At 37.8% G+C, this 19,619-nt stretch carries 12 protein-coding genes and 3 pseudogenes; 10 read left to right on the top strand and 5 right to left on the bottom strand.

The genetic code is table 11. From position 1 onward, the window contains the following. The first annotated feature begins 178 nt into the window (after nucleotides 1-178). The 5 genes and pseudogenes from P4S65_RS11080 (at nucleotide 179) to P4S65_RS11100 (ending at nucleotide 8,287) form a co-directional block, all read left to right on the top strand. Nucleotides 179-1,705 carry a fumarate hydratase gene (locus tag P4S65_RS11080; protein WP_007375888.1) on the top strand — a complete coding sequence of 509 codons (1,527 nt, stop codon included), beginning with the start codon at nucleotides 179-181 and terminating at the stop codon, nucleotides 1,703-1,705. A gap of 431 nt (nucleotides 1,706-2,136) precedes the next feature. After that, nucleotides 2,137-3,177, top strand: a complete 1,041-nt coding sequence (locus P4S65_RS11085; protein WP_337120151.1) for a Leu/Phe/Val dehydrogenase — start codon at nucleotides 2,137-2,139, stop codon at nucleotides 3,175-3,177. A 185-nt stretch (nucleotides 3,178-3,362) separates the two neighbouring features. After that, a pseudogene (locus tag P4S65_RS11090) lies at nucleotides 3,363-4,000 on the top strand (chloramphenicol acetyltransferase). Between the two features lie 177 nt (nucleotides 4,001-4,177). Beyond that, on the top strand, nucleotides 4,178-5,002 hold the full coding sequence (locus P4S65_RS11095; RefSeq protein WP_337120152.1) for a M90 family metallopeptidase: 825 nt from the start codon (nucleotides 4,178-4,180) through the stop codon (nucleotides 5,000-5,002). A gap of 105 nt (nucleotides 5,003-5,107) precedes the next feature. Further along, nucleotides 5,108-8,287 (top strand): amidohydrolase family protein, encoded by a 3,180-nt coding sequence (locus P4S65_RS11100; protein ID WP_337120153.1) that lies wholly within the window; start codon nucleotides 5,108-5,110, stop codon nucleotides 8,285-8,287. Between the two features lie 40 nt (nucleotides 8,288-8,327). Here P4S65_RS11100 and P4S65_RS11105 read toward each other — a convergent pair whose 3' ends face one another. Continuing rightward, the gene (locus P4S65_RS11105) at nucleotides 8,328-8,900 is read right to left on the bottom strand and encodes a TetR/AcrR family transcriptional regulator (RefSeq protein WP_149614122.1); all 573 of its coding nucleotides are present in this window, start codon (nucleotides 8,898-8,900) and stop codon (nucleotides 8,328-8,330) included. 96 nt (nucleotides 8,901-8,996) lie between these two features. Between P4S65_RS11105 and P4S65_RS11110 the strand changes: the two genes are divergently transcribed. Then, nucleotides 8,997-9,473: an HPP family protein gene (locus P4S65_RS11110; RefSeq protein WP_007375881.1), complete on the top strand. Its 477-nt coding sequence runs from the start codon at nucleotides 8,997-8,999 to the stop codon at nucleotides 9,471-9,473. 31 nt (nucleotides 9,474-9,504) lie between these two features. On the opposite strand, the gene P4S65_RS11115 is transcribed toward P4S65_RS11110, so the two are convergent. Further along, nucleotides 9,505-9,861, bottom strand: coding sequence for a hypothetical protein (locus tag P4S65_RS11115; RefSeq protein WP_096792834.1), 357 nt, complete (start codon nucleotides 9,859-9,861; stop codon nucleotides 9,505-9,507). A gap of 150 nt (nucleotides 9,862-10,011) precedes the next feature. Between P4S65_RS11115 and P4S65_RS11120 the strand changes: the two are divergent. Beyond that, nucleotides 10,012-10,763 (top strand): annotated as a pseudogene (locus tag P4S65_RS11120) (Nif3-like dinuclear metal center hexameric protein). A 78-nt stretch (nucleotides 10,764-10,841) separates the two neighbouring features. Here P4S65_RS11120 and P4S65_RS11125 read toward each other — a convergent pair. The 3 genes and pseudogenes from P4S65_RS11125 to P4S65_RS11135 all read right to left on the bottom strand — a co-directional run bounded on the left by P4S65_RS11125 (nucleotide 10,842) and on the right by P4S65_RS11135 (nucleotide 15,339). After that, a complete protein-coding gene (locus P4S65_RS11125; protein ID WP_337120154.1) occupies nucleotides 10,842-11,606 on the bottom strand; it encodes a YdcF family protein in 765 nt (254 codons plus the stop codon). 54 nt (nucleotides 11,607-11,660) lie between these two features. Beyond that, nucleotides 11,661-12,548, bottom strand: coding sequence for a LysR family transcriptional regulator (locus P4S65_RS11130; protein WP_007375877.1), 888 nt, complete (start codon nucleotides 12,546-12,548; stop codon nucleotides 11,661-11,663). Nucleotides 12,549-12,970: 422 nt separating this feature from the next. Further along, a pseudogene (locus tag P4S65_RS11135) lies at nucleotides 12,971-15,339 on the bottom strand (EAL domain-containing protein). Between the two features lie 207 nt (nucleotides 15,340-15,546). Here P4S65_RS11135 and pyrC point away from each other — a divergent pair. From pyrC to P4S65_RS11150, 3 genes are all read left to right on the top strand, one after another. Next, nucleotides 15,547-16,599, top strand: coding sequence for a dihydroorotase (gene pyrC, locus P4S65_RS11140; protein ID WP_337120155.1), 1,053 nt, complete (start codon nucleotides 15,547-15,549; stop codon nucleotides 16,597-16,599). 423 nt (nucleotides 16,600-17,022) lie between these two features. Next, nucleotides 17,023-17,226: a cold-shock protein gene (locus P4S65_RS11145; protein WP_002961702.1), complete on the top strand. Its 204-nt coding sequence runs from the start codon at nucleotides 17,023-17,025 to the stop codon at nucleotides 17,224-17,226. Nucleotides 17,227-18,848: 1,622 nt separating this feature from the next. Continuing rightward, complete coding sequence (locus P4S65_RS11150) at nucleotides 18,849-19,619, top strand: DUF3450 domain-containing protein (RefSeq protein WP_033016274.1); 771 nt, start codon at nucleotides 18,849-18,851, stop codon at nucleotides 19,617-19,619.

The following is a 19,619-nucleotide window of genomic DNA, read 5'->3' on the forward strand; positions in this document are numbered from 1 at the left end:
ACAATTTTTTTATTGTTTAGCATTTACTGCCCCTTTAAGAACTGGCTCGAAATGGGCTGGGAGGGTATCATAAGTCAAATTTTTTGGCAGCACTAAGCTGCAAAAAACAGTGCAAACCACCGTCACCGGTTTGATTTAGATTACGCGACAACGCGTAACGGTAACTTAAGGAACCACTATGAGTACAATTTGTCAGCAAGACTTTATTGATAGCATTGAAGATGCATTGCAATATATTTCGTTCTATCACCCACTTGATTTTGTTCAAGCACTCGAAAAAGCGTACAACAAAGAACAAAGTAAAGCGGCTAAAGACGCCATTGCACAAATTTTAATTAACTCACGCATGTCGGCTGAAGGCAAGCGTCCACTTTGCCAAGACACCGGTATTATTACCTGTTTTGTTAAAGTAGGTATGGATGTTAAGTGGGATAAAACAGATTTAACCGTTCAACAAATGGTTGATGAAGGTACTCGTCGTGCATATTTAAATCCAGATAACCCTTTACGTGCATCTATTGTTGCAGACCCTGCTGGCACACGTAAAAACACTAAAGATAATACACCTTCGGTTGTGCATATTGATTTAGTAGCGGGTGGAAAAGTAGAAGTAATGGTTGCGGCTAAAGGCGGCGGCTCTGAAAACAAAAGTAAAATGGTTATGTTAAACCCGTCAGATGATGTTGCTGCATGGGTAGAAAAAACACTACCAACAATGGGTGCTGGTTGGTGTCCGCCAGGCATGCTAGGTATAGGTATTGGTGGTACGGCTGAAAAAGCAGCAGTAATGGCTAAAGAGTCGTTAATGGATCCGGTTGATATCCATGAACTAATGGAACGCGGCGCAGAGACAACTGAAGAAAAACTGCGTTTAGAAATTTTTGATCGTGCTAATAAATTAGGTATTGGCGCACAAGGCTTAGGCGGTTTAACAACGGTTGTTGATGTTAAAATTAAAACAGCACCAACGCATGCAGCTTCAAAACCTGTAGTAATGATCCCAAATTGTGCGGCAACTCGCCATGTACATTTTACACTTGACGGTTCTGGCCCTGCTAATTTAAAAGCACCTAAGCTAGAAGATTGGCCACAAGTAACATTTGAAGTGGGCGAAGGCACACGTCGCGTTGACTTAAATACACTGACTAAAAAAGATGTTCAAGAATGGAAAATGGGTGAAACCGTTTTACTTTCGGGCACTATTTTAACAGGTCGTGATGCAGCGCATAAACGTTTGCAAGATATGATCAATTCAGGTGAAGGTTTACCTGAGGGCGTAGACTTTGATAATAAATTTATTTATTACGTAGGCCCTGTGGATGCGGTACGTGATGAAGCAGTTGGTCCTGCTGGCCCTACAACAGCTACTCGCATGGATAAATTCACCGATATGATGCTAGAAAAAACAGGCATTGTAGGCATGATTGGTAAAGCTGAACGTGGACCTGCAACGGTTGAGTCTATTAAAGAGCATAAATCTGTTTATTTGATGGCTGTAGGCGGCGCAGCTTACTTAGTATCTAAAGCGATTAAAAAAGCACGCGTAGTTGCTTTTGAAGATTTAGGTATGGAAGCTATTTACGAATTTGAAGTAGAAGATATGCCAGTGACTGTTGCAGTAGACAGTGAAGGCGCCAATGCGCATACACAAGGCCCTGCAATCTGGAAAGCTAAAATTGAAGAGCTTGATAGCAAGTTAAAATAACGTACGTTTTGGTCTTTTTAAAAAGCGAGCCTGGTGCTCGCTTTTTTGTTTTTTTAAATAGAGTTATTAGCAAGTTTATAGCTCTGACCAGTTTGCGGAAAAGCTTACTTTTTACTGAAAACCTATAGGCAGCGGTACGTAGCGGCCAAGTAGCACTTGTATATTAAACTTTACATGCAACAAGTTCGTTACGTTCACGTAAACGTAAGTTGGTGAGGTTTTTATATTTATAGTATTTAAAACTTACAAATGACGGTTTTGTGAATTTTTTATCTATATAAAAGTTTTAATTAGGTTATTTAATTTAAGCTTAATATTTTCATTGGTTTTATCATCTGTGAGTATAGCGAACACGTATATGAAGTGATAAAGTCTCGGCAATTTCCAGCGCGCATACCCTCTCAGGGGTTAACTATTTCGGAGTATTTTAAGTGGCTGTGTTTAATCGAGTTGAATTTGATAACCATGAACAAGTGGTTTTTTGTTCTGATGAAGAGTCGGGTTTAAAAGCAATTATTGCTGTACATAATACCAACCTAGGTCCTGCAGTTGGCGGATGTAGAATGTGGGATTATGCAAACGACGAAGATGCTGTTTACGACGTGCTACGTTTATCAAAGGGCATGACTTATAAAAATGCAGTTGCGCGCTTACCCTTTGGTGGCGGTAAATCTGTAATTATAGGTAATGCGAAAAAAATTAAATCTGAGCAATTATTCCGTGCATTTGGCCGCCAGTTAGAGCGATTAAATGGCAGCTATTACTCAGCAGAAGATGTAAACATCACATGTGCTGATGTAGCTATCATGAATAAAGAAACTAATTACGTACTGGGTCTTGAAGGTAAAAGCGGTAACCCATCGCCATTTACAGCATACGGTACGTTTTTAGGAATTAAAGCAGCGCTACAGCATCAACGCGGTCATCAAAATTTTGCAGGCGTAAAAGTGGCTGTTCAAGGTTTAGGTGCTGTTGCTTATGGTTTATGTAAACATTTACATGATGCGGGCGCTGAGTTGTTTGTAACTGATATTAACCAAGCTGCCATTGACCGTGTAGTAAGTGATTTTGGTGCAACTGCGGTTGGCATTGATGACATTTACGACTTAGATGTTGATGTTTATGCACCTTGTGCATTAGGTGCAACCGTTAACGATTTAACGATACCGCGTTTAAAAGCGACTATTATTGCAGGCTGTGCTAACAATCAGCTGGCAGAATCTCGCCACGGTGAAGTTATTCGTGAAAAAGGCATTTTATATGCACCAGATTACGTAATTAACGCCGGTGGTATTATTAATGTTTATTATGAAACAGCGCCAGATGGTTACAGTGCAGCAGCGTCTAATAAACATGTTGAAGGTATTTTTAATACGTTAACTGAAATTTTTGCTCGCAGCGAAAAAGAGCAAAAATCAACGCATTTAATTGCTGACGAATTAGCCCAAGAGATCATTAAAAACGGTCTATAAATTTAAGCTAAAATGCAATAAAGGTGTGCAATTGCACACCTTTTGTTTATCTGTAAGTTAAGGGGTGTTGATCTTTGCGGATTTAACCTTGAAAGATCAACAGACCCTAATGCAATTATTACTGAACAGCGGTACACTTTATTTTTAATTTTGTGCGGCAAATTATGACTCCCTCAACTTCTCTCATGCAGCCCATCGATTTAGATAATTGGCCTAGAAAGCAACACTTTGAATTATTTAAACACTTTTCTCAGCCTTATTTTAATGTGTGTGTGCGTTTAGATGCTCAAGCGCTGTATGACTATTGCAAAACCAATCAATTTTCTTTTTTCAAGCATATGTATATTGCACCTTAAAAGCGTGCCATGAGTACGATTCAATAATGCTACGTATAATAGATAATCAACCATGGTTACTTAATAGTGTTCGCGCAAGTGTGGTTGAGTTGTCTGAAAACGATACGTTTGTTTTTAGTTATTTTAACAGCGCAAGCGATTTTAAAGAGTTTGCAAATCATGCAAGTGACGTAAGCAAAAAAGCGAAATTACAGCCGTTATTTTCTGATGCATTTGCTCAAACAGAAGGGCAGGCAGATTTAATTCATATATCTGTTTTGCCGTGGCTGAATTTTAGTGCGTTTTCGCATGCATTTAGTGAAGGGCAGAGTTTAGGCATTCCTAAATTTGTATTTGGTCAGTTTGATAAACACACCGGTACAATGCCTTTAGCTATCGATGTACACCACTCATTAATGGATGGTTTGCACGTAGCGAAATTTATAAACACATTGCAGGGTACATTTGACTCCTTTTGCAAAGGTTAACTTTAAACACGTCATTTAACGGCAGTGCAAAGCAGTAAACAATTTATAAGTAATCTATAAGTAATCTATAAGTAATGCGATGTGAATTACTTTATATTCAAATACATAACCTTATATGCTTGAAAAGCACGTGCGCTGGACATATTTATATACCATATCTTAGCTCAGGAAATCCCCATGATAAATGGACTGTTAATTGTTGTTTTAATTCTTTTTGTGGTGATTTTCTGGCGCTGGCCATCAATTCAAAACCGATTATGGCGCAGTAAATATAAAGACTTTGCTTTAAATTCACAGCAAAAAGATATTTTACTGCGTTGTATGCCCATCTATAAAAAAATGACCGACGCTGACAGAGAAAAATTAGAGCGACATATTACGTGGTTTTTAAACGAAAAACGCTTTGTTGGTTGTGATGGTTTAAAATTGACACCCGCAATGAAGTTAATTGTAGCCGCTGATGCGTGTGTATTAGTACTTAATAAACCGTGGCCGTTATATAAAAATGTAAAAGAAATTTTATTATACCCAAGTGCTTATTATGCTCCACAATCAACTCGCGATAGTGCAGGACTTGTGAGTTACCACAATACGGTAAGACTAGGCGAGTCATGGCCTGGCGGCACACTTGTTTTAAGCTGGCATGATGTACTTGAGGGTAATCGTTTACCAAGCGATGGACATAACTTGGTATTTCATGAGTTTGCGCATCAACTTGATCAAGAAACAGGAAAAACAACGGGCACACCACTTTTAAAAAGCTCAGCAGATTACAAAGAGTGGGGCCGAGTATTTAGCCGCGCGTTTACGCAGTTGAAAAGTCATGTTGCCTATAGCATGCCGCATGTTATTCACAGCTATGGTGCGACTAACGAAGCTGAGTTTTTTGCTGTACTCACGGAAACCTTCCTCGAAAAACCCGCAGAGCTTCGCCGATACGATCCTGAAATTTACAGTATGCTAGTTAATTACTATCAATTTGACCCTATTGTTTGGCATTAAACCTACATAAACCGCGCTTTATCATATAACGCTGGCAAGTTGCGTTTGTTTTTGTTGCAATCATGTGAAATAGTTTTTACTGCAACAATAACAAGCGAGAAACGCATGAAAAAAATGCTTCATACAGTATTGGCGCTGTCGGTGTCTTTAGCGATAGGGCAGGTAAATGCCGCTGAAAAAGACGAACAAAAATGGCAAGTAGATTCACCTAAGGGGCAATTTGTTGACGCTGCAATTAGCGTTGAGCAGGGCACATGGATGAATATAGATATTAGCCCTGATGGTAAAACCGTGGTGTTTGACTTACTTGGCGATATTTACACTATGCCAATGAGTGGTGGTACAGCTACAAAGCTCACCTCTGATATTGCATGGCAAATGCAACCGCGCTTTAGTCCTAACGGCAAAAGTATTGCGTTTACCTCCGATCAAGGTGGTGGCGATAACATTTGGATAATGGACTTAAATGGTGAAAATCAACACGCTGTTACCGATGAAACCTTTAGATTACTAAATAGTCCTGCATGGAGTCCTGATGGCGACTACTTAGTTGCGCGTAAACACTTTACAGCTAGCCGCTCATTGGGAGCAGGTGAAGTGTGGTTGTATCACAAAGCGGGTGGTAAGGGCGTACAGCTTACAAAACGCGAGAACGATCAAAAAGATTTAGGTGAGCCAATGTTTTCACCTGATGGTCGTTATGTATACTTTTCGCATGATGCAACACCCGGTAAAACCTTTCATTATTCAAAGGATTCTGTAGCGGGCATTTATAAAATTAAGCGCTACGACCGTGAAACGGGTGAAATTGAAACCATAATCGATACGATGGGCGGTGCCATTAGGCCTACACCGTCACCTGATGGTAAAAAACTGGCGTATATAAAGCGTGATGATTTTCAAACTAGTCTTTATTTATATGACTTAACCAGCGGTGAGCACACTAAGCTTTACGATAAGCTTGAGCGAGATATGCAAGAAACCTGGGCTATTCATGGTGTATACCCAACCATTGCATGGACACCCGATAATGAAGAACTGGTATTTTGGGCTGGTGGTACAATTCACAAGCTAGATGTTGCAGACAAATCTGTTAAAACCATACCTTTTAAAGTGCAAACAAGTAAAAAAATTCAAAAAGCGGTGCGCTTTACACAAAACTTAGATACTGATGAGTTTGATGTAAAAATGCTGCGTAATGTGCAAGTAAGCCCAGATGGCGAAACTGCAATTTTTGAAGCGCTTGGGCATATTTATAAACGTGATTTAGAGTCAGGTAAAATTAAGCGTTTAACAAAGCAAACTGATCATTACGAATTATTTCCACAGTACTCTCGCGATGGTAAAAAAATAGTTTACACCACATGGGATGATAACAAACAAGGGTCTGTAAGAGTGGTTTCTGCGCGTAGTGGTCGTGGCGATATAATTACTAAAGAGCCCGGGAAATATGTAGAGCCTACGTTTAGCCCAGATGGAAAGACGGTTGTTTATCGAAAAGCTACTGGCGGCAGTATTTTAAACCCTAAATGGTCACTTAATCCGGGGGTTTATAGCGTAAGCGCTAAAGGCGGTAAAAGTGAGCTTATTTCAAAAAGTGGTTATCAGCCTCAATTTGGAGATGCAAACGATCGTGTTTTCATTATGAGTCCTTGGCCAAAACCAACGTTAAGTGTAGTAGAGCTTGAAAGTAAAAAAGTTAGCAAACTATACGAGTCAGAGCATGCGACAGAATTTAGAGTATCACCAGATGGCAAATATTTAGCGTTTGCAGAGCGATTTAAAGTACTTGTAACCCCGTTTGTACAAAGTGGTAAAACAATTAATATTGGGCCTAAAGACAGTCAATTTCCAATAGAGCAGTTATCGGTACGTGCTGGTGAAAACATTAGCTGGAGTGCTAAGAGCAACAAACTTTATTGGACATTAGGGCCTGAGCTTTATCATGCAAGCCTTGAGGGGATGTTTGCCATTAACAAAGCCGAAGATGCCGACTTTAAAGTGAAAAGTGGCGATAATATTGGTTTCAGTAAAAAAATGGCAGAGCCTAAAGGCATGATTGCGCTCACTGGTGCAAAAATTATAACGATGGACGGCGAAAAGGTTATTGAAAATGGTGTAATTATCACTGATGGCAAGCATATTAAAGCAATTGGTACAGCCAGTGAGATAAGCATCCCTAAAGGTGCTGAGGTTATTGATGTAACAGGCAAAACAATTATGCCTGGTATTGTTGATGCTCATGCACATGGCTCGCAAGCAAGTGACGAAATTATACCTGAGCAAAACTGGAAAAACTTTGCAGGTTTAGCGCTGGGTGTAACTACAATTCACGATCCATCAAACGATACCTCTGAAATATTTACCGCAAGCGAAATGCAAAAGGCAGGCATGATTGTTGGCCCGCGTATTTTCTCAACGGGTACTATTTTATATGGCGCAAATATGCCAGGTTATACGTCGCATATTGACTCGTTAGACGATGCTAAATTTCATTTAGAGCGCCTTAAAAAAGTAGGTGCATTTAGTGTTAAGTCTTATAACCAGCCACGCCGAGAGCAGCGCCAACAAGTTATTGAAGCAGGCCGGATGCTTGAAATGATGGTTGTCCCTGAAGGCGGCTCATTATTACAACATAACTTAAGTATGGTTGTAGATGGACACACAGGTATTGAGCATTCAATCCCTGTAGAGCACATATATGACGATATAAAGCAGTTATGGTCGCAAAGTGATGTAGGTTACACACCAACACTTGTAGTGGCTTATGGTGGCATTTGGGGTGAAAATTACTGGTACGATAAAACTGATGTGTGGAATCATCCACGTTTAAGTAAATTTGTGCCTAAAAATCAATTATTACCACGCTCTATGCGCCGCATTAAAGCGCCCGATCATCACTATAATCACTTTAATAACGCACGCGTTGCTGCTGAGCTGCAAGACCTAGGTGTATTAGTTAACTTAGGTGCTCACGGTCAGCGTGAAGGCTTAGGTGCACACTGGGAGATGTGGATGTTTGCACAAGGCGGAATGACACCGCTTGAGGCAATACGTGCATCGACACTCGATCCGGCTAAGTATTTAGGGCTTGATAAAAACGTAGGCTCGCTTGAAGTGGGTAAACTGGCTGATTTAATGGTTATAGATGGTGATCCGCTTAAAAATATTCGAGATTCGGATAAAGTAGATTACACCATGATCAATGGTCGACTATTCAATGCAGAGACAATGAATGAAGTGGGTAAAAAAGAACGCGAACTACTTTATTTTGAAAAACTGTAATTTATTTTGATCTTTTGGAAGCGGCTATTAGCCGCTTTTTTTAGCTTTGTGTTATGTGTTTTAGCAAAGTAATACTTGGCATAACGAGAGATTGGTTATGCATTACACGTGCTTGGCATATTAATCCCTCTTTGAGAGTAAGTAAGGTATGTGCAATTTCTAGCGCTTTAACTTTATTATTTTTGAGTTCGGGTGTAGCAAGTAATGCAGTTAAAATGATGTCTAATATGGTTTGTTTATGTTGCATACATTGCTTTGCTATAGGGTGTTGAGCATTAGGATACTCTGCTGCAGCATTTATAAAAAAACAGCCATTGAAATGCCCAAGCTTTGGTACTTGGTTGGCAAACCATAGTTTTAACCCAGCAAATAACGAAATAGCGACTTCAATAGCTAGTGGTTTATTACAGATCTCTTCAAACCAGCTATTAAACTGTGTATCTCTTTTGGCTAAGCACGCGCAAATTAACTCATCTTTACTGGCAAAATGATTATAAAGTGTTTTTTTTGCCACGTTAGATTCTGCTAGAATTTCATTAATGCCAACAGCATGTAAGCCTTTGGTGTAAAACAAAGTAAGTGCCGTATTTACAATATGTTCTTGTTTAGTCATTTAGTCTCCTCAAAAACAAAGGTTGACACAAGTAGACTGAGTTGTCTACCCTATGTGTGTAGACAGGTCGGTCTACTTTTAATGTAAGAGATTAAAATGAATTTAAGTGATATCAAATTAGCCTGTGTTGCCGGTGTTTTTTCAGCGCTTGTGCTTGGATTTCTAGCGTGGTTAAACAACATGGGTGATTATGGGATATGGTTAATGGCACCCTTTGGTGCAACAGCAGTACTTGTATTTGGTATTCCAAATAGCCCATTAGCACAGCCAAAAAATGTGATTTTTGGTCATCTTTTAACTGCATTTGTGGGTATCGTTTTTGTAACTTATGTTGGCGATGGCAGTGCATCAATTGCATTGGCCGTTGGCATTGCAATTACACTAATGATGCTCACTAAAACAGTACATCCGGCGGCAGGTGCTAATCCTATTCTGATTATTGCATCAGGGCAGAGTTGGGACTTTTTGATTATGCCTGTATTAGCCGGGACGATGTTTATTGTTATTTGTGGCTTTGCTGCAAAATGGTTACTGGCTTTCTCGGTAAATAGCAGGCATAAAAAAACCGCTTAACGCGGTTTCTTTTAAAAATCATAAATGTTGATTAAACAACACCGCGCGGTAAGCGACAATCATGATCTTTACGAGCTAAAATTACAATCCAAAGCTCTTCCGCTGTGTAGCCTTCTTCATTTTCGGTAACAACAGTGAATGGGGCTTTTTTCTGTGCTTTTACAGGCGCAGCCGCTTTGGTTTTAGTTTTTTTAGCAGGCGCTTTTGGTGTCGTTTTACCAGAGCTTAATTCTTCAGTCAGCTCTACTAAATCAGCTAGGCGTAAGTTTTTACCGCCATCGATGCTGTACCAGCCAGGTTTGGTTGTGATTTCAGGTTTTTTACCATTGGCAGCTTCGTACGCTGCTTCAAAGGCAGATAACACTTCTGTTTTGTCTAGTTTGCTCATCAGAGACCCTATACGTTGTGAACACAGATAAAGAAGACGTATTTATACCTATTTTGAATCAGTTTTTCAATTTTTTGCGATTTTCCTTTCATTTTTACGCCATAAACGCCAAAATTTGCACAAAATTCAGTGCTTAGTAAGGTAAGTTATATGCAACGTCGAGAGTTTAACCAACTATTAAACGACATTTTGAAACCTCATACAATTAAAGATTTTTGCCCAAATGGTTTGCAAGTTGAAGGTAAAAATGAAATTAAAAAAATTGTGACGGGTGTAACCGCGAGTCAAGCATTAATAGATGCTGCTATTGAGCAACAAGCAGATGCTATTTTGGTTCACCATGGTTTTTTTGGAAGGGGGAATCCCAACCTATAACGGGAATGAAAAAGCGTCGTATAGGCGCGCTACTAGCTAATGATATTAATTTATTTGGCTATCACTTACCACTCGATATTCATCCGGCAATAGGCAATAACGCGCAACTGGCAAAGTTATTAGATATTGAAATAGTGGCTGGGCTTGAGCCAGTTACAAATAGCGTAGCAATGAAAGGACGTTTAAAAACGCCTCTAAATGGTGAAGATTTTGCAAATAAAATAGCAAAAGTACTTAATCGGGCCCCACTCACAAGCTTAGTACGCTCAGCTAAAATTGAAACTATTGCACTGTGCACCGGTGGAGGGCAAGGGTATATTGATTTAGCTGCAGAGCAAGGTATTGACGCGTATTTAACCGGTGAGGCATCAGAGCAAACAATTCATAGCTCTCGTGAGCAAAATATTGATTTTTTTGCAGCAGGGCATCATGCAACAGAGCGCTATGGTGTAAAAGCTTTGGGTGAGTTATTAGCGCAAGAGCATGGTTTTGATGTGATATTTATAGATATAGATAACCCAGTTTAACTAGGCTATCTATTAGCTAACCTGAACTTTGGTTGAAATAGATTTTATTGTCCAGAGTTCAGGTTAGGATTATATAAGTTACAGCGCCTCTGGATCTATCCAGCGGCGCAAACTTATCCATGTATTTCCTACTACTTCGTGACTATATTGCGTAACCACAAGTAAGGCTTGAGCATTTGGAATAAACAGCTTGCTCCACGGCAGCGCTGCAAAATTATGGTAATCAGTGGCTGCGGTTATGACTTTAATGCCTTGAGCATTAAATAAGTCTTTGGCACGGGGCATGTGCAGTACAGATGTTACTAGTGCAACTTTAAAGTCGACTAATTTTGATGCGAGTAACTTAGCTTCTTCACCGGTATCCATTGCTTTTGGGTTTTGGAATATACGGCTTTTATTAATTCCTAAACTCACCGCTGTTTGATACATAAGCCCGCTATTAGTGGTATTTTGATAGCCCCCGCCTGAAACTATAAGCTCTGCATTAGGGTAGTACTTGGCAAGTTTTACACCTTCGACTAAGCGCGTTAGCGCACAATTACCTAATTGATTATTTGAACTTAAAGCCGAATTTGGGTTTATGTCGCAACCTAGCACGACTATTTTGTCTATTTTAGGGTGCTTTAGGGCATTAAATGCAAGCGACGCAGGTTCATTATTTTGGATAATTAAATTGGCGATAAAGGGTGTACTCAATGCAAGTAATACAATTAAGCTTAAAGTAGATAAGAAGAGAGCTGATTTACGGCCTTTAAATGCGAGTAGGAGCATTAGACACGCAAATAAACCAAATAGAGGTAGTGGCATAAGTAAACCACCAATCATTTTTTTAATAATAAACATAATAAGCAACATAAAAACAAGAGTATTGCTTTATGTTACTCATTAGATTGCGATTTATCGACCGTTATTTAGCTTACAGGTATTTAAAAAATGGCGATAAACAGGGTTATCTTTCATATCTTTTTTCATTGCTAAGTACATCGGTCGAGTAAGCCCAAGCGCACCTAGCGGGATGGACTTTATTAAACCTTGGCTTTCATAAGGGGTAACTAGCCAATCAGGTAATGCAGCAACACCCATACCAGCACTCACTAATTGAAAAATAAGGAGTCCTTGATCAACTGTTTTTAAGGTGCCATCGAAACGTGCATTTTGAATAAAGTATTTAAAAATATCTTGGCGTTCGCGCGGGATAGGGTATGAAATAATGGTTTCGTTTTTCAAATCAAGCGCTGTTACATATGCTTTTTTAGCAAGTTCATGATCAGGCGCCACAATAAGCTTCAGTTTAAAATCAAACAAGTGCGCGTATTCTAATGTGTCGGGTTCACGTATATCAGACGTCAAAACTAAGTCGAGTTCATCGTTTAGTAGGTCAGGAATAGCGTCATAACTAAAACCACGCTCGTAATCAATTTTTATATCAGGCCAAAAGTTATTAAATTCTTTGATCGTAGGCAATAACCAATGAAAACATGCATGGCATTCCACACTTAAACGCAGTTGAGAAATAGGCTGGTTTAAGCTTTCTTTTAAACGGCATTTAGTCGCTTCCATTTTTGGTAATATTTCGTGAGCTAACTCAAGTAATAACATTCCTTGGGGCGTAAAGCGGACTGGCTGAGTTTTACGTTCGAATAATTGGCAATCTAATTTATTCTCTAAATCTTTGATTTGATGAGATAAAGCAGACTGTGTTAAAAATAATTCTCGTGCTGTATTAACCAAAGATCCTGTTTCTTTTAGGGTTGCTATGGTTTTTAAATGTTTAATACCAATCATCTTTAAAAATTCTCATGGAAAAAGTGAGTTTAGCTCAGATTAATTACATACTACGCCTATATAAAAAACGTTTCAACGTCTAGATGGCTAAAGTTTTGCTGTTTATTGTCATAAATTTATTAAAAATTTAAATTTCTAATGATAGAAGTCATTTAATACTGACTTTACAAGTTTTATATGAGTTTGCTTCATGTTGAATCAGAGGAAGGAAAAATAATATATATTTTAACTGGACGTAATTTTTTGCGTCGAAAATAACTGCTCGAGATAGATTTATTATCCATAGTTCAGGTTATCTAAGGATGATTTAGTCGTGGTGTGAAGTGTGTAGTGAGCTCGATAACTACTTCTGCGTTACTTTAGAGGCTTACATCCATGTAAAAATAAGTAAAACCGATTAACAAAGAGTAAAATCGGCTATATTATAGGGGGTTATTTATTAATAATATGGCTTCGTTTGCGCTGACAGGTTTTGATTTTAAAAATCCTTGCCCAAAATCGCATTGCGTCGATTGTAATATAGTTAGTTGTTCTACAGTCTCTATCCCTTCAGCTACGACAGCAAATTTTAATGATTGCGCCAGAGATAAAATAGCCTCAACCAACGGGTTAGTTGAATCTTGAAGGTGGTCAATAAAACTCTTATCAATTTTTAAAACATGAATCGGAAGTTGATGTAAATAGCCTAATGCAGAGTATCCAGTGCCAAAATCATCTAAACAGAGCTTAACTTTTAGAGGGGATAGGCCTTCTATAATTTGCGTTGCTAGATCTAAATTCTCTATTAAACCTGATTCTGTAATTTCTAGGCATAAAGAACCCAAAGGCAATTGATATTTGTTGTAAATAGCATGAATTTGCGCAACAAAATCAAGACTAGCAAAATGCCGAGATGATACATTAACTGTAATTTTTAAGAATCGATGACCTTGCTGGTGCCAGTCTGAAATTTGTTGGGCAGCTAAATCGAGCAAGTGCAAATCAAGGTTTATAATCTGCCCAGTGGTTTCAGCAATAGGAATAAAGTCATTCGGTGAAACAAAGCCTTTTTTAGGGTGATGCCAACGAACTAAGGCTTCAAAACCAATGACTTCACTTTCAGCGATGGTAAAAATTGGTTGAAAATAGAGTTCAAATTCGTTGTGCTCAATACCGTGTTGCAAATCGTTTTCGATATCAGCATGAGTCTTAAGCTTTTTACGCATGGTATTATTAAAAAACTTAACTTGCCCACGACCTGTCGATTTAGCCTCGTACATAGCGGCGTCAGCTTGTTGAAGTAATATATAAGCTTTATCATTTATATTATCACTATATGCAATACCGATACTGGTTGAAGCTTGTAATAAATGACCATCAACATCGATTGGTTTTGAAAGTACAGTTTGAATCCGTTTAAGCGCTTCGTTGACTTGGTTCCGATGCGTAATATTTTCCATGAAAATAGCAAACTCATCGCCACCTAAACGGGCAAAGGTATCGGTATTACGAACGGTGGCTTTAATTAATTCACATATTCGAATTAAGAAGTGGTCACCAACTTCATGGCCTAGAGAATCATTAATACTCTTAAATCGGTCAAAATCTAAATATAACAACGCATGGCTGGTGCCTTTTTTGGCACGTGTTAGTCTTAATATAGCGTGCTTCGCACGTTCTATTAATAGTGAACGATTAGCTAGTCCAGTCAATTCATCGTGTAAAGCACGGTGTTCAAGCTCCTGGCGAGCAAGTTGCCTATCTATTGCCATGCTAATTTGACGGCTCACATACGTTAATAATGAGCTGTCATGCTCACTGTAATGTAAAGACTTATCATAACTTTGAACAACAATAACACCACTGATACGTTCATTTGCTTTAAATGGTACGCCCAACCAAGACTCGGATTGTCGGCCTATCATTTTGAAGTGGCCATCTGCTATTTGTTGTTTGTAATCTTTTTTTGTAAAAAGTAATGGCTGATCTTTTTGTAGTAAATAATATGAGGCAGTGTCTTTAAGTTGCTCTTTTGAAAATTTTTGATGGGTGCTTGTTTGAATACCCTCTTCAACAATGTAGACAATGTCGAGTATATCTACTTGTTTATCGTAAAGTGCAATAAAAAAATTATCTGCACGTAACAAGCTATTAATTATAGCGTGAAGAGATTCAAAAAAAGTATCTAGGTCACTGGCTTTATAAGTTAAGTTAGCTATTTGCAAAAGACTATTTTCAAGTTTTTGCGCATTATTTAATTGCTCAACAGTTTGTTGTAAATTATTGACAGTATTAACTTGGTTTATTTTGGCACTAAGTAAATGTGCGACAGTGGTGAGTATTTCAAGGTGGGCATTAGTAAAATAGTTCTTAATGGGATGTTCACAATCAATTACCCCTAAAATTTGCTCTTTATATATAAGAGGAACACATAATTCTGACTGAGCAGGGCGTTCATCTGCTATATAGCGGCTATCAGTACTTACATCACCAAGCATCACTGCTTCACCGGTGCGTGCAACAAAGCCCGAAATTCCCTCACTAAACTGTATTACCTTTCGTTGCGCTCTATATTTGTAGCGTTGATGGGGATCCCCATAGATGCAACTTGGTTTAATATAGAAGCTGAGTCATCGGCAAGGTAGATAACACAATCAACAAAGCCAAGTCTATTAACGACTTGAGTTGTTACGTATTCTAGTAACTCTTCTAGAGTATCAAGCTGTAATAAACTAGATGAAAACTGATTAATGATACTAAGCTGTTCAGTTTTTATTTCCAGAGCTTCATTGGTATCGACTTTGTTCGACATAGGCAGCTAATTTTATTCTTTATATTTATAAACACAGCGACTAAGTTAACGTAAACTTTATCTTTCTACAAAATAAAACGATGAATGCTTTTTATGAGCTGTAAAGTTTTATTTAATAGTGGAGCTGAGTCCATTATTTTTAATAAGGTCTTTACTCGAAAACCTCCTATGCCTATGATCGGATAAATTCAGCCGTGGAATAAAAAAATGATTAGTAAAACTAAAGATGCAATCACAACACTCACTATAACTCGACCAGATGACTGGCATGTTCACTTACGTGATGGCGATCAGCTAAAAGATACCGTTCGCGATATTAGTCGTTATATGGGTCGTGCGATTATTATGCCTAACTTGGTTCCTCCGGCAACATGTACTGATACAGCACTTGAATACCGTGCACGTATTATGGCGGCAGGTCCTCAAGGTGATTTTAAGCCATTAATGGTTTTGTATCTTACTGATAAAACAACACCTGAAGAAATTAAAAAAGCTAAAGAAACAGGTAAAATAGTTGCGGCTAAACTTTACCCTGCAGGCGCTACAACAAATTCTGACTCCGGTGTGACTTCCGTTAAAAATATTTACTCAGTACTAAAAGCAATGCAAGAAGTGGGGATGCTTTTATTGGTTCACGGTGAAGTTACTGATTCGTCGATAGATATTTTTGATCGAGAAAAGGTATTTTTAGATACAATTTTAGGTGATGTTGTTAGCGATTTCCCTGAACTTAAAATTGTACTAGAGCATATTACAACGAAAGATGCGGTAGAGTTCGTAGTAAATGCACCGGATAATGTAGCGGCTACTATTACAGCTCATCATTTACTTTATAATCGTAATCATATGTTAGCAGGGGGGATACGTCCCCATTATTACTGTTTACCAATATTAAAACGTAATACACACCAACAAGCATTAATGGCTGCAGCAATAAGTGGCAATAAAAAATTCTTTTTAGGAACTGATTCGGCTCCGCATTATAAAGACAAAAAAGAAGCTGCTTGCGGTTGTGCTGGGGCATACACAGCTCACGCTGCGATTGAATTATACGCCGAGGCATTTGAAGAAGCTGGTGCACTGGATAAATTAGAAGGTTTTGCTAGTCACTTTGGTCCTGATTTTTATGGTGTTATGCGTAATCAAGATACAATAACACTACAAAGAAATCCTTGGAGAGTTCCCGCTAGCTATTCGCTAGGTGATTCGCAAGTTGTTCCCATTAAAGCCGAAGACATGATTGAATGGGAAGTGAGTTAATCATTCAGTAAATCAGCTTAAATTTTATAAATTATTATGTGATTTTTACTTGCGCTGATCATTGTACAAATTTTGTTTTGATCAAATATTTCGCATTTAAAATACGCGACTGATTCTAAAAAGAGTAACCGAATAGTATTTTTTTGTATTAAAATTAGCCGTTTAGACATTATTTAATAAAAAAATATATTTTTAATAAATAATGTCTAATTAATAGAGCGAAATAAAAAATAATGTGTTAATCTTAACTTGCTTTGAGTTTTTGCGTATTGAATTTACGGATATTGTGCTGCGTTTAAGGTTACCGGTTAGGTTATTACTTCTTCCTGTACTATACCTCCATTTTGTGGGCATTGACTCGGGGAGGATATTGCCATAATAATATGGCTGAATTTTAATTATTGACTTACAGGAAAATTTAGTATGTCGGTTACTGGTAAAGTAAAGTTTTTCAACGAAGCTAAAGGCTTTGGTTTCATTGAACAAGAAAATGGTCCTGACGTGTTTGTACATTTCAGCGCAATCACTGGTTCTGGTTTTCGCACTCTTAGCGAAGGTCAAGCAGTGACATTCAGCATCAAGCAAGGTCAAAAAGGCCCTGAAGCTGAGAACGTAGAAGCAGCATAATTTATTATGTGAACCTTCGTTCAACGTGGTGAAACAGTTATCTGTTTCACCATAATTCCTTTGTTAATACTATTAAATCTTCCTCACTATCTCCTATAAAGCTATCAATTATTACACTGCATACTTAAATTAATTAATTTTAAAGCGCTGATATTTGTTAAATGCATCTTTATTGTTCAAGTAGCAATATTCTTTGAGCATTTGGTTGATCAAGTCGTCAAGCGAAATACCACGTGTATTAAATAACAGGATTATCTTTTTGCTATTAAAGTTTATTATTTTTCTGAGTTAAATTTTATTCTTAGAGATTTTTTTGCGACACGATTTTTTATCTAGTGCTCTCGTTAGCGGCTAAAGCCTTACATTCCTTATAGTCATATCGATCTACATAAGCACTTTATCAATTCAACGAATAAAATAACCATTTAACCTATTTGAAGTTTATTCTTTTTGTCGACACGATTTTCTTATATCAAAATAGAACACTTAATTAAGCGAATTGCTATTATGCATTTTCTTGGCGTTAAATTGACCCCATTTCTAAGCAGACTTTTATCATAAATCGAACAAGTAAAGCTTCATGTCCTACTTTCAGCCCTTATCTATTTATACAACAAAGAGTCAATTACCTCTAGCAAGACCCTTTGAATAGAATGTATTTGGCATTTATGCATTGTTATCGCCTTTATGAGCACAACGGCACTACAGTAAGCATTGCTGTGTGTGATTGAGCTACGGTATTAAAATTAAAAAATTAAACTTCAACAGCTTTTAGTTATTATAAGACTACCTTAAAGCATAGTAGCGAGCTATGTAACGAGGTGAAATGATATAGTTTTCACAGAGCCTACCATAAAAATTGTAATTGAATTAAATAGATCATATTCAAGATAGGTGACTAACGTTGATTGTAGTAACAACTTCAAGCTGCTCAGATTGGAGTATGGTATTTCATTGAAAGCTTGTTCCTAAAATTAGCCATCCCTGATACATGCCCAGCAAAAGATAAATTCAAATATTTGGACAACTTCTGAGAGTAATAAATTAATAACTAATTGCACACTGTGCATCATTTGGTTTGTAACCAACCACTTTACTCTCCATTAATATTGGGTAATGGAAATATTAATATGCGATATTCGAAGTGAATATTAATTCAATATAAAGGCATTTTGTGATGTTTTCTTGTGCGATAAACGGTTTGTTTTTTCAGATGAAGCGTTTAAAACCAGTTAAAAAGGCATAAAGTTGGCCAAAAAAACTTATATGAGAAATAAGTATATTTTTTTGTTTTTTTTCAGGGCGAATTCATTTTCAATTGAATGTTGCATTTTTGTTGTTTTTATAAGGGCGACACCCAATAAACATACCCCTTAAAAGGCTTTGATAGAAATATTAAGAATAAGACTGGTTACAATATTGTTAACATTTGGTATGCAGTCCTTTAGTGTAAGCTTTGAACAGGCTATTTATTTACTGAGATAAGCAAACATCAAGTTGACAGCGCTTATTGCATTTAGCATTATTGGAAGGTTGATATCTATTAAAAGATATCAGGGTTGTCTTCCTTATGGGTTGATAATTAAATTATAAAAGTAACATTACTTAATTGGTTGGGAACTATGTCTGTTAAAATCAGAAAGAGTCTTGTAGCAACTGCGTTGGTTGGCGCATTTGCATTTGCAAGCAGCAATGTGATTGCAGATCCTTTGAATGACGTGCAAAAAGCAGGTCAACAAATTCAAAAGGCTGCTGTTAAGTCTCAAACTAAAATTGACAATGTATATGGTCAAACTCAAGAGCTAATCGCTGAGTACCGTAGCATCGTTGATGAGACTGAACTTATGAAAGTGTATAACGATCATGTATCACGCTTGGTTGATAGCCAAAATGCGTCTATTGAATCGTTTGATCGTCAAATCGCTACTATTGATAACACTAAACAAAACGTTGTGCCTTTGATGTATCGCATGATCGATACGCTTGAGCAATTCATCAAAGCGGACGTTCCATTTAATCTTGAAACGCGTTTAGGACGTGTTGAAAGACTACGTGAAATCATGGTTTCTGCGTCTGTAACGACGTCTGAAAAATTCCGTCAAGTACTTGAAGCTTACACTATTGAAACAGCATACAGTTCACTTGTATCTGCTTCACAAGGTACATTAGAAGTTGATGGTAAGAGCATTAACGTTGATATCGGTCAATTAGGTCGTATCACGTACGTTGCTCAATCTTTTGACTTGAAACATGCTTGGGTGTGGGATAACAACACTAAACAGTGGAAAGAATTAGGTGAAGAATACCTAAAACCTGTTAAAGAAGTTATTCGTATGGCGCGTAAGCAAGCGACATTAGAACTTGTTAAACTACCTATCTTTGGCGCGGAGTAA

Origin of the sequence: Pseudoalteromonas sp. B131b (assembly GCF_037162545.1) — a bacterium.
Lineage (GTDB): Bacteria > Pseudomonadota > Gammaproteobacteria > Enterobacterales > Alteromonadaceae > Pseudoalteromonas > Pseudoalteromonas fuliginea.